Genomic DNA, 10,961 nt, shown 5'->3' with positions numbered 1-10,961 from the left:
CCGGGCGATCTTCCTTTTTTTCACGGAGGAAGGGTAGGAGAAGGAGCCTGCCGCCTCCTCTCCCCCCCCCCCCCCCCCCCCCCCCCGCTCCCCTGAAGATGCCGAAAGGCCTGGGCGGAAGCCGGGCGCCGCCTTAGCCCCGCACGCTCAGCGTGAACGTGTTGGGGCCGCTGCAGGTGACGGCGATGCGGCAGGTGGTGGTGTTGTGCCGGGTTGAAAGGTCGCTGATCGCCGAGTCGAGGGTTTCGTGCAGTGCGGCCCTGTCCCAGATCTTCAGGGATACGGATTTGGCAGTGTCAAACGTCATTGTTCAGTACTTTCCTACATCAGTCCGGCAGTCCGCGCCGGGGTTCGGCCTGTCCGCGCTCCGGGGCGTCGGTGGGCTGTGGCTCACCGGTGGGCCTCATTGCGTCACCAGGATGTCAAGGCGGAGTTAACCGCCCTTCCTTCCATAGTGCCCAAGCGGCAAGGGCCGGCCCAACCAAATCGCCTTTTATTGCGAGTGAATCTCATCACGTGTGACCGGCGCCACAGCGCCTACTCGTCGAAGTGGGTGGTGATCTGGGCTTCCCCGGAAATGGAGGTGATGACCGTCGCCGCAACGTCGCGAAGCTTGATGTTCCTGCTGCTGGAGGCCTTGGTGAGGATGTTGAACGCCGTGTTACGGTCGCAGCGGTTCTCCGCCATGATGGCCCCCACGGCCATGTCGATCACCCGTGCGCGACTGCATCGCGGCGGAGAGGTCCTCACGCACTTCACTGAGCTGCGCGATGCGCAGGATGAGGCGCAGCGAACTGGCCGCCTGGCCGGCGAACGCCTCCACGGTGGTGATGTCCTCTCCCGAAAACCCGTGGCTGCGCCCGGAGTACAGGTTCAGGACCGCCTCGGCGTCGCCAGCGAGGTCCAGGGGGACGGCGAGGATGGATTCGACACCGCGTTCCCGGGCCGCCCGGACGTAGGGCGCCCACCGGGGTTCGACGGCAAGATCTGTGACCAGGATGGAGGACCGTTGCCTGAGGGCGGTGAGGCACGGGCCATCACCAAAGCCGTTCTGCAGCTCATCCAGGGCAGTGGCGGCGCCATCGCTGGCGGCCACGGCTTCCGGCTTCTTGCGCCGCAGCACCGTCACGCCAGCATGGACGCTGTTCCCCGGACGCGACAGCCGGGCAGCGGCCAGCAGGGCCAGTTCCGTCAGGAAGCTTTTGACGTCGCGGCTCTCCAGGACCAAGTGCTGTAGTGACTGTTCCGTTTCAGTCGCCGCTTTCAGGCCTTCAGGCTCCTGTGGCGGACCGCCGTCGCCTGTCACTGGTCATCGCCCCCGGCCAGTTCCGCCATGGCCGTGGTGATGAGGCCCACCTGTGCTGCCGGCAGGTGCAGGGCTTCATGGAGATAGGCGTCCAGGGACAGCTCGTCCACGTCGCCGCCGATGCCGTAGTAGTAGGTCCATAACTTGGTGAGCGGGAACGGGGCATTTTGGAAGCGCTGCGCCGCTCCCCGGCGTTCGGCGTCGGCCGCCAGCTGCTGGTCCGGGCCGCTGGTCCAGTCGGCGGTCATGGCCGCACGCCCGGGTTGGGGGTGGATATGGTGGGTGCGTTATTCATTGGCCCATCCGGCCTCGATCCGTTGTCGCGCCTGGAGGTTCGCTTCTCCTGGCTGGCGGCCCCTGCTCTCGACGCAGGCGGCCCGGGCATTCAACCTCCGGATCGTAACGCTTATCCCGAAATCTCCTACCTCTGACAGTACGCCTCGGCGGTCCGCTCCGACATATGGATGGAAGGATTGGCGGGACAAAATCTGCCCGCTGTCCGGAACGCCGACAGTAGGATGAACCCATGCCCAATGCCCAAAACGAGTCCATTCAACAGCTGCAGGAAGTCCTCGTGGGAGCCGATAACGCGTTGGAATTCCTGTCCGGCCTCTCAGGGCTGGCCGCCGCGGCGGTGTCTGAAGCTGCCGGTGACGACATCGAATGCGCCGTCACCCTGCAACTCCGGCGGCGGCCGGCCACCGCGGCCGGCAGCAGTGCCCGGGCGCTGGAGCTCGACAACCTGGAACAGGCCCTGGGTGACGGTCCCTGCATCAGGGCGCTCCGGGAGATGGCGCCTGTGCTCATCGACGATGTCGCCTCGGATCCGCGGTGGGCCACCTACTGCCGGGAACTGGGCAAACGCAACGTCCACAGTACGTTGGGCGTGCCGTTGGAAATCGCCGGCGATGCCAGGGCGGCGCTGAACTTCTTCGCCACGAAACCCGGCGTGTTCATTCCCGACGTTTACGACAAGGCAGTGGGCTTCGCCGCGGCCGCCCACAACACGCTGCACCTCTCCGTCCGGATCAACAGCGCGCAGAACCGGGCCGATGACCTGGAAGCCGCCCTTGAAAGCAGGACCGCCATCAACCTGGCCTGCGGGGTGATCATGGCCCAGAACCGCTGCTCGCAGGAGGAGGCCATGACGATCCTTACCAAAGTGTCCAGCAACCGCAACCGCAAGTTGCGCGACGTCGCCAGGGAACTGATCGAGCAGCTGTCCGGCTCCGACATCAAGACCCACTTCGACGCGTAGCGTTCCCTGCCGCCCCTGCCGGACGGCCCGGATTCCCACTGAAGGTTAGGAACGTATTGCCATGACAGTCATCAGTTCGGACAGGAACCTGGAGGCGTTGAGCCTCACCCTGGTGGCCGAGTTCGAGGCCGGCGTGGAGCGGGTCTGGCAACTCTGGGAGGACCCGCGGCAGCTGGAGCGCTGGTGGGGGCCGCCCACCTGGCCTGCGACATTCCATGCGCATGACTTCGTGCCGGGCGGCCGCGCCGCCTACTACATGACCGGGCCCGGCGGGGAGAAGGGGCACGGCTGGTGGGAATTCACGTCCATCGAACCCCAGCGGGAGCTGCAGTTCAACGACGGATTCGCTGACAGCGACGGCAACCCCACAAACGAGTACGGCGCCGCACACGCCACGGTCACCCTCGACCCCCTGGGGGAGCGCACCCGCATGACTATCCAGACCGCGTTCGAGTCCGAGGGACAGATGGAACAGGTCATGCAGATGGGCATGGAGGAAGGCATGAAGGAAGCCCTCGGGCAGATCGACGGCATCCTCGCCGGGCCGGCTGATGCCTAAGCGTTGATCGCCGCCGGCAGCTTCTGAATACTGGAATTCAGGGAAGAGTCGATGGGCGGTGGAGGCTGTGGTCAGCGGGGCAGGGGAGTTCCGGAAGCGCTTGGAACGGGCGGCTGAGGTCCGTTCCTACCGGGGCGCCGGCATCAGTGCCGAAGAGGAGGCCGCCCTGGAGGCCCTTGACGAGAAGGAGCGCGAGAAGCGCAGGAAGGTCAGCGACGCTGCCCGCGCGGAGTACCTTGTCCGGGACGCGATGGCGCAGGGGAAGTTCGACAACCTCAAGTACGCGGGCAAACCGATTCCCGGACTTGGCGAATCGTATGATCCCGACTGGTGGGTCAAGGGCCTCATCCAGCGGGAGAACATCAGCGGCCTGGGGCCGGCGGCGATCCTCCTCCGCACGGAGGACGCCGAACTCGACGCCACACTCGATGCGCAGTACAGCGAGCAGCAGGTCCGCGACATCCTGGAGGACTTCAACCGGCGTGTGATCGACGCCCGCCGGCAGCTCCAGGGCGGTCCGCCGGTCGTCACCAAACCGCGGGACGTGGAGGCCGAGGTGGAGCGCTGGCGCCGGCGCCGGGCCGCGCGCACCCCCGAGCCGGTCCCGGAACCTGCTCCCGAACGGTCCTGGTGGCAGCGGTTGTGGAAAGGGGCGGGCTAGGAGCGGTGTGATGCCTTCAAAAGCCCGCGCACGGCGTCGCAGTCCCGGCGCGCCTGCAACTGCGTCCCGGACAGGCCCCGTCAGTGGCGGGAGGGGTCATCCACCCATTCCAACAGGTCGGCAGGCTGGCATTGAAGCACCCGGCACATCGCATCCAGGGTGCTCAGGCGGATTGCCTTGGCCCGGCCGTTCTTCAATACGGCGATGTTCGCCGGGGTGATGCCGACCCGGTCGGCGAACTCCCCGACACTCATCTTGCGTTTGGCCAGTTCCACGTCGAGGCGCACCACGATCGCCATCAGATCACCCCTTCGAGGTCGGACCGCAAGGATGTCGCCTGCCGCAGGAGGTCGCGCATCAGCACGACCAGCAGAACCAGCACCGCACCGATCAACGTGATGCCTATCAGGACCATGGGCGCCCCCGGGTCGCGCAATTCCGGCGTGAAGTAGATGTAGGCGACAATGGACCCCGAAAAGACGGCCAATACCAGCCACGCCACAACGAACGCCCACACGATCACGTCCACCCACCGCATCGAGGCGGCGGTAAAAATCCGGTCGCGGCGGACCAGGGTCAGCAAATGCCAGACGCACGCAATGACGACCTGCAGGCACACGGCTTCCGCTTCCCAGAACAACAGGACCGGCCACCGCCAAGGGTCCATCCCAGTCCCCTCCCCGGCGCTGGAGAGAAATTGGCCGGGGAACGACAGGAACTGCGCAACCAGCGACCCCGCGAACACCATCACCAGGAGGGCGCGGAGCGGGATCAACAATCGACTAACAATAGGCATGCAGTAATAATCGTTAATTATCTATCGAAAATCAATAGATAGTTCCGGTGTTGACCGGTCCACAGGAGTTTCTCCGGCGCCCGCACATGGCTACGGCTTGGGGGTGGGCGACGGGTTCGGCCCGATCATCGACGCCGGGGGTGGCGGGAACGGGGCGGCAGGATACAGCGGGGCCACCTTGAGCATGTAGTTGGCCCATTGCGGACCGGCGATCATGTAGCCGTCGAGGCGGGGGTAGAAGGTTCCGTTGATGGTCACGTTCTGCCCGGAGCGTTTCTGGCCTTCAAGTGCGTCACCGAAGAAGGACGCGGTGACGATCCCGGTCGTGTAGCCCACCACCCACGTGGAGCCGTTGTTGTTCGACGTTCCGGTCTTTGCCGCTGTCGGCACCTTGTCGTGGACCTTCGGATTGATCCAGACGCCGGAGCCCTTCTTCAGCACATCCTGCAGCACGGAATTGACCCCGCGGGCCACGTCCGGCTTGACGGCATCGTGGCATTCCGGGACCTGTGCCGGCAGCTTTCCGCCGGTGGCATCCTTGACCTCCAGAACCGCGATCGGCGCGCAGAAGCGGCCGTCAGTGGCGAAGGTGGCAAAGGCGTTGGCCAGGTTGAGGGGTGAGACACCGGTGCCGCCCAGCAGGTTGCCCAGCTGGTGCATGTTGATCGGGGCCCCGTCGAGGCCGCTGTGCAGTCCAACGGCGTCCACCATTTTCTGGATTCCGCAGAAATCAAGCTGCGCCGCCGATGCGAAGGTGGCGGTGTTGATCGAGTTGTAGAGGCCGTAATTGACGGGCATGGGCCGGTAGAATCCATCCTCGGCATTCTGCAGGTCGTCGGCAGCCCCCAGGGTCGGATTGTTCTGTGCGGTGCTGTAGGCCCCGAGGACCTTGCCGCAGCTGTCCTTCCACGGGAAGCCGAGGGGATAGACCCTGCGCGAGGCGTCAACCTCGGCCGTCAGCGGCTTGCCTTCGTTCAGCCACTCGGCAAAGGTGAACGGTTTCATGGTGGACCCGGGCTGGAAGCCGCCGGCCCCGTTGAGGTCGTTGCCCTGGGCGTCCTTGGCATCCACGTTGAAGTTCAGGTTCGTGTCGAACTTGCCGGGCTCCGGGAGGAAGACGGTGTTCTGGGCCATGGCCAGGATTCTGCCGCTGCCCGGCTGCACCGTCACCAGTGACGCCGCCCAGTGGTCCGGATTGGCCCCGGCGGTCCCGTCCACCTGGGCCTGCGCCGCCGCCTGGAGCCTGCTGTCCAGGGTGGTGACGATGGTAAGCCCGCCGCGGTACAGCTTCCGCTCGCGGTCGGTTTCACTCTGCCCGAACGCCGGATTGTTCAGGATCACGTGGGAGACGTAGTCGCAGAAATACGGCGCCATGGCCGCGTAGGCGCAGCCTTGGCGTTCCGGTGTGATCTTCAGTTCGATGGGTGTAGCCACCGCTTCGTCGTGCTGGGCCTGGGTGATCCTGTGAAGGCGCAGCATCTCCGACAGGACCTGGTTGCGGCGCACGATCGACTTGTCCGGGTTGGTTGCCGGGTTGTAGAAGGTGGGGCTGTTGACCAGCCCGGCGAGCAACGCGGCCTGGGGGAGGGTGAGGTCCTTCGCTGTGGTGCTGAAGAAGTAGTGGGCGGCAGCTTCGATCCCGTACGCATCGCTGTTGAAGAAGACGATGTTCAGGTAGCCCTCGAGGATCTGGTCCTTGGTGTACTGCTTCTCCAGCGCGATGGCCAGTTTCATTTCCCGCAGTTTGTCGCCCAGGTTCTTTTGTCCGCTGAGGACCACCTCCTCCGGCCTGTCCTGCGAGAGTTGGGCTTCGTTGAGGACGTTGGTGACATATTGCTGGGTGATGGTCGAGGCGCCCTGCTGCCCGCCCTTGGTCAGGTTGGAGACCACCGCGCGCAGGATGCCCTGCGGGTCCACGCCGGCATGTTCGTAGAACCTGCTGTCCTCGATGGCGACGATGGCGTCCCTGATGAAGGGGGACATCTGGTCCAGCGGCACCCGTACCCGGTTCTCCGCATAGAAGGTGGCGATTGGCTGGCCGTCGGAGGTGAGGACTTTGGTGGCTTGCGACGGCGGCTGGACCGTCAGTTCCGCCGGCAGGCTGTCGAAGAAGCCGATTGAGGTGCTGACCCCCAGGCCCGCGGCCGCGACCGCCGGCACTACCAGGCTGGCCGCCAGCACGCCACACAGTGCGCTTGCTGCAAGGAATCCGAGGAACCGTCCTATTGCGGCCCCAAAACCGCCCCTGCGCTTGCTCTTCTTCGCCATTCTTCGCCCCCGTGCTCGGCAGGTGTGAACAGGATACGCCGCGCGGTGGGGGGCTTCCAGAGGGTGGATGGTCAGGATTTGGTCACGCAAAGGCTATTGACCAGCGATAGTTACCGACATATCGTTAACTATCGCTGAAGGCATCAGCGAACCTAAGATGAAAGGACGATGCCACCATGAAAGGCATATTCGACGACAAGCATCCCGGCCCGGAATTCGGCAAAGGCCGCTTTGAGCGGGGGAGGGGACGCCGGGGGCCGCATGGACACCGCGGCCCCGGATTTGGGCCCGGCTTCGGCCCTGGGTTTGGTCCCGGATTCGGGCCGGGCTTTGGCCCCGGTTTCGGTCCGGGGTTCGGGCGCGGCGGGCGGCGCGCCAGCCGCGGCGATGTCCGCGCTGCGATCCTCTCGCTTCTGGCGGAGGCACCCTCGAACGGTTACGGGCTGATCAAGACCATCGCCGAAAAGACCGGCGGCATGTGGCGTCCCAGCCCCGGGTCCATTTACCCCACCCTCCAGCAGCTCGTGGACGAAGGGCTGATCGAGGCCCTCAGTGAAGGCCGCGGTACGGAGTTCGCGCTCACGGACGCGGGCAGGGCCTACGTGGCTGAGCACGCCGAGGAAATGGAGAACGCCTGGAACGCGGAACCGGACAGCTCCGACCGGGACTTCCACCAGAGCATCGCGAAACTGATGGGCGCTATCCACCAGTTCCGGGCAGGTGTGACCGAGGAGCAGCGCGCCGCAGCCATCGAAAAGATGGATGAGACGCGCCGGGCCCTCTACAAGATCCTTGCGGACTGAAGCCGGCGTGGACACCGGTTGGACGGGCCCTGCAGTCCGGCACCGTCCAACCGGAACCTAGGCGAAGGAGTCTTCCTTGGCGTGCTTTTCCGTACGGTCAGCAGGGGTCTGGGCGGACGCTGCCGTGTGGTGTCCCAGCATGTGGCCAAGGGCGCTGAAGCCCGAGCCCATCTCGCCGAAGGCGTAGGCGGTCTCGGCGTGCTCGGAAAGATCCACGCCGGCAGTCTCCGCCTCGTGGCTGACGCGGAAGCCCACGGTCTTGTTGATGATGCGGGCGATGACAGCGGTGCCGACGCCGGACAGCAGCAAAGTGATGACGACGGCGGCCGTCTGGGCGATCAGCTGCTGCACCCCGCCGCCGTAGAAGAGTCCGCCGCCCTGGCCGTCCACGGGGAGGGCAATGAAGCCGAGCGACAGGGTGCCGATGAGGCCGGCACCGAGGTGGACGCCCACCACGTCGAGGGAATCGTCCAGCCCGAAGCGGTATTTGAGGTCGACAAACACGGCGCACGCTGCCCCGGCCACCAGTCCCAGGCCGATGGCGGCCACCGGGCTGATGTTGGCGCAGGACGGGGTGATGGCCACGAGGCCGGCGACAACACCGGAAGCGGCGCCCAGGGAGGTGGGGTGCCCGTGGCGGATCTTTTCGGTGACAAGCCAGCTCAGCATGGCCGCGGCGGGGGCAACCAGGGTGTTGATCCAGATCAGGCCGGCCTGCTCGGCGCTCGTCGCGGCGCCGCCGTTGAAGCCGAACCAGCCGAACCAAAGGATGGCCGCGCCCAGCATGATGAAGGGCAGGTTGTGCGGGCGGTGGTTGGGGTCCTTGGCGAAGCCGTGGCGCTGGCCCACGATGATGGCCAGGACAAGGGCTGCCGTCCCGGAGCTGATTTCCACGACCGCGCCGCCGGCGAAGTCGATGACCTGGCCGAAGATTGCGGTGACCGCGCCGCCGGCGCTCATCAGTCCGCCACCCCAGATCATGTAGGCGAGGGGGCAGTAGATGGCGGTGATCCACACGGGCACGAACAGGGCCCAGGCGCTGAACTTCGCCCGGTCCGCGATGGCGCCGCTGATCAGCGCCACGGTGATGATGGCGAAGGTGGCGCTGTACCCGGCCTTGATGAGCTCTGGGGAGCCCATGAGGTTCTGCAGCCCAAAGCTGGTGAAGGGATTGCCGAAGAGTCCGAGCACGCCGTCGCCGGTGGTCATGGAGTAGCCGTAAAGGACCCACACGACGCCGACGATGCCTGCCGAGATGAAGCTCATCATGATCATGTTCAGCGCAGCCTTGGCACGGGTCATGCCGCCGTAGAAGAGGCCGAGCCCTGGGGTCATCAGCAGTACCATCGCGGCTGAAATCATCAGCCAGACATGTTGGGCAGTGATTTCCACCGGTGGTCCCTTCGCAACGTGAACTCGACTTAGGGCCCGACTGGCCCCTGGCATTTCCCCCGCCGTCTATTTTTCGGGGGGCGTGTTTCAGCCAATGCCGCTTAAAGTTGCGGTCACGTTACACAAATGGGTTCTGCGTGAAGTTCGCGTGTCAGCTGTGTTTCGGGAATGTAAACAGCCGCCCACTGACGCTTGCCCGGCGCTGCCCCGTCCCGCCGATTCCCTTGAATCGCCGGGGCGCGCTCCGCACCCAGGGTGAGGTCCGCCGTCGTACGCCCTTTTTCCCAATGTTTCGGAGCGGTGAACGGCAGCTCACGCTTTTAGAAGCGGCGGGCGTTCGCCAGCACGGGCAGCGTGGCCCGCACGTCCTGGACGGTTGCGGGATCAAGGTCGACGACGGCGAGTTCCGGTTCCCCGCCCAGTGCCACCAGCGCGGAGCCCAAGGGAGAAATGACGGCGCTGTGGCCGATTCCGGTGGGTGCCGTCCCGGCGGGTCCGGCCCCGATGGTTTCGGGATCGCCCTGGCCGCAGGCCACCACGAACGTGGTGCTGTCCAGCGCCCGGGCACGCACCAGCAGGTCCCACTGCTCGGCCTTGCCCTCGCCGGCGCCCCACGAGGCGCACACGATGTTGACGTGCGCCCCTGCATTGGCGTTGGCGGTGAAGAGCGCGGGGAAGCGGACGTCGTAGCAGGTGGCCAGGCCGAACACTGTGCCGTCCAGCTCAAATGTCACGGGTGCGTCGCCGGCATCCACCGTCTTCGACTCCGTGAAGCCGAAAGCGTCAAAGAGGTGGACTTTGTCGTAGGACGTGTCGACTCCGGGGCCGGTGACCAGCAGCGTGTTGCGGACGCGGCCGTCCTTTCCGGGGGTGAACATTCCCGCCACGATGACGATGTCCAGCTCCCTGGCGATTCTGCGGACCTCACCCGCCCAGGGCCCGTCCAGGGGTTCGGCAATGTCCCTCAGGGAATGGCCGAAGGCCCGCATTGTTGCCTCCGGGAAGACCACCAGGCGCGCACCGGCCGCCTTGGCCTGCGTGGCGTAGTCCCGGACCAGCCCCAGGTTGGCTGCGGTGTCGGCGCTGCTGATGATTTGGGCGACTGCAAGGCGCATGGAAGAACTCCGATCTGTCGTGCGCGGAAAAAGGCGCCCGGGCCGTATCCGGACCGGGCGCCTGGAACGCTTTCGGTACAGCTACTGCCGGTAGCCTTCAACCTCGCTGATGGGCCGTTCCTCGGCGTCGTTGGGGTTTTCGCCGGAGTCCTTCTTCGCCCGGCGCTGGCGCAGCAGGTCCCAGCACTGGTCCAGGCTTTCCTCGACGTGCCTGAGCCGGGCCTGGTCGGGGACCCCGCCGCCGGAGCTTTCGCGGAGCGAGTGCTCTTCCTCCACCAAGGCCTGGATGCGCGTCAAAATATCCTCATCATTCATGGCGTTCCCTTCGTCCGGTCCGGTCCCCTTCAGCGTACGTAGTCGGTGCTGAAGCCACCAGCCCCCGCGCTGTACCATCAACTTCATGCCCACCGCGCTCGATATGGCAGGTCCCATCCTGGAAATGGTGACCTGGTTATGCCTGCCCGCCGGGCTCGCGCTGCTCTTCTACACAGGTTTCCTGCGCCGGTTCGTGCACCCGTGGGATGTGGCCGAGGCTGTGGTGTATTCCGACCGCACCGGCGTGGGCTTCCGGTGGTCCGACCGCAGGGGCGCCGTGCACCAGGCGCCCATGTCCCCGTACGACATCAAAGACATGGTTCCGGGCGACACTTTGCCGATCTACTACCACCCGAAGCGTCCCACCCAGTGGCAGTCCACCGCGCCGGAAGAGGCCGGCAGGACGGCGTCCGTGCTGGGCCGCTGCCTGACTGCGATGGGCACGGTGGCGCTGCTGGGCGGTTTCGTGCTGCCGATGTTCTAGGGGT

The 10,961-nt window shown here is 65.7% G+C and carries 15 protein-coding genes; 5 read left to right on the top strand and 10 right to left on the bottom strand.

The window, feature by feature from the left end:
- Positions 1-133: 133 nt before the first annotated feature.
- From ACYSM9_RS16400 to ACYSM9_RS16385, 4 genes are all read right to left on the bottom strand, one after another.
- The gene (locus ACYSM9_RS16400; protein WP_461858021.1) at positions 134-307 is read right to left on the bottom strand and encodes a hypothetical protein; all 174 of its coding nucleotides are present in this window, start codon (positions 305-307) and stop codon (positions 134-136) included.
- 230 nt (positions 308-537) lie between these two features.
- Complete coding sequence (locus ACYSM9_RS16395; RefSeq protein WP_461858020.1) at positions 538-687, bottom strand: ANTAR domain-containing protein; 150 nt, start codon at positions 685-687, stop codon at positions 538-540.
- Positions 662-1,228, bottom strand: coding sequence for a GAF domain-containing protein (locus ACYSM9_RS16390; protein WP_461858019.1), 567 nt, complete (start codon positions 1,226-1,228; stop codon positions 662-664). Before ACYSM9_RS16390 ends, ACYSM9_RS16395 begins: the two co-directional genes overlap by 26 nt.
- 74 nt (positions 1,229-1,302) lie before the next feature.
- Positions 1,303-1,554 carry a hypothetical protein gene (locus tag ACYSM9_RS16385; protein ID WP_461858018.1) on the bottom strand — a complete coding sequence of 84 codons (252 nt, stop codon included), beginning with the start codon at positions 1,552-1,554 and terminating at the stop codon, positions 1,303-1,305.
- Positions 1,555-1,832: 278 nt separating this feature from the next.
- Here ACYSM9_RS16385 and ACYSM9_RS16380 point away from each other — a divergent pair, with 278 nt between their 5' ends.
- From ACYSM9_RS16380 to ACYSM9_RS16370, 3 genes are all read left to right on the top strand, one after another.
- The gene (locus ACYSM9_RS16380) at positions 1,833-2,564 is read left to right on the top strand and encodes a GAF and ANTAR domain-containing protein (RefSeq protein ID WP_461858017.1); all 732 of its coding nucleotides are present in this window, start codon (positions 1,833-1,835) and stop codon (positions 2,562-2,564) included.
- 61 nt (positions 2,565-2,625) lie between these two features.
- Positions 2,626-3,123 (top strand): SRPBCC family protein, encoded by a 498-nt coding sequence (locus ACYSM9_RS16375; RefSeq protein ID WP_461858016.1) that lies wholly within the window; start codon positions 2,626-2,628, stop codon positions 3,121-3,123.
- 67 nt (positions 3,124-3,190) lie between these two features.
- A complete protein-coding gene (locus ACYSM9_RS16370) occupies positions 3,191-3,784 on the top strand; it encodes a DnaJ family domain-containing protein (protein WP_461858015.1) in 594 nt (197 codons plus the stop codon).
- An 80-nt stretch (positions 3,785-3,864) separates the two neighbouring features.
- On the opposite strand, the gene ACYSM9_RS16365 is transcribed toward ACYSM9_RS16370, so the two are convergent.
- The 3 genes from ACYSM9_RS16365 to ACYSM9_RS16355 all read right to left on the bottom strand — a co-directional run bounded on the left by ACYSM9_RS16365 (position 3,865) and on the right by ACYSM9_RS16355 (position 6,848).
- The gene (locus ACYSM9_RS16365; RefSeq protein WP_461858014.1) at positions 3,865-4,083 is read right to left on the bottom strand and encodes a helix-turn-helix domain-containing protein; all 219 of its coding nucleotides are present in this window, start codon (positions 4,081-4,083) and stop codon (positions 3,865-3,867) included.
- Complete coding sequence (locus ACYSM9_RS16360) at positions 4,083-4,580, bottom strand: DUF2975 domain-containing protein (RefSeq protein WP_461858013.1); 498 nt, start codon at positions 4,578-4,580, stop codon at positions 4,083-4,085. Before ACYSM9_RS16360 ends, ACYSM9_RS16365 begins: the two co-directional genes overlap by 1 nt.
- A 90-nt stretch (positions 4,581-4,670) precedes the next feature.
- On the bottom strand, positions 4,671-6,848 hold the full coding sequence (locus ACYSM9_RS16355) for a transglycosylase domain-containing protein (protein WP_461858012.1): 2,178 nt from the start codon (positions 6,846-6,848) through the stop codon (positions 4,671-4,673).
- A 176-nt stretch (positions 6,849-7,024) separates the two neighbouring features.
- Here ACYSM9_RS16355 and ACYSM9_RS16350 point away from each other — a divergent pair, with 176 nt between their 5' ends.
- Positions 7,025-7,651, top strand: coding sequence for a PadR family transcriptional regulator (locus ACYSM9_RS16350; protein WP_461858011.1), 627 nt, complete (start codon positions 7,025-7,027; stop codon positions 7,649-7,651).
- A 57-nt stretch (positions 7,652-7,708) separates the two neighbouring features.
- On the opposite strand, the gene ACYSM9_RS16345 is transcribed toward ACYSM9_RS16350, so the two are convergent.
- From ACYSM9_RS16345 to ACYSM9_RS16335, 3 genes are all read right to left on the bottom strand, one after another.
- Positions 7,709-9,043 carry an ammonium transporter gene (locus ACYSM9_RS16345; protein WP_461858010.1) on the bottom strand — a complete coding sequence of 445 codons (1,335 nt, stop codon included), beginning with the start codon at positions 9,041-9,043 and terminating at the stop codon, positions 7,709-7,711.
- Positions 9,044-9,363: 320 nt separating this feature from the next.
- Positions 9,364-10,158, bottom strand: coding sequence for a carbon-nitrogen hydrolase family protein (locus ACYSM9_RS16340; protein WP_461858009.1), 795 nt, complete (start codon positions 10,156-10,158; stop codon positions 9,364-9,366).
- A gap of 81 nt (positions 10,159-10,239) precedes the next feature.
- Positions 10,240-10,473 (bottom strand): DUF2630 family protein, encoded by a 234-nt coding sequence (locus ACYSM9_RS16335; protein WP_461858008.1) that lies wholly within the window; start codon positions 10,471-10,473, stop codon positions 10,240-10,242.
- An 85-nt stretch (positions 10,474-10,558) separates the two neighbouring features.
- On the opposite strand from ACYSM9_RS16335, the gene ACYSM9_RS16330 reads away from it, so the two are divergent.
- On the top strand, positions 10,559-10,957 hold the full coding sequence (locus ACYSM9_RS16330; RefSeq protein ID WP_461858007.1) for a hypothetical protein: 399 nt from the start codon (positions 10,559-10,561) through the stop codon (positions 10,955-10,957).
- Positions 10,958-10,961: the final 4 nt, after the last annotated feature.

This window comes from Arthrobacter sp. C152 (assembly GCF_054890965.1).
The sequence above is the reverse complement of the archived record's forward strand: the minus strand, read 5'-3'. Positions and strand labels throughout refer to the sequence as shown.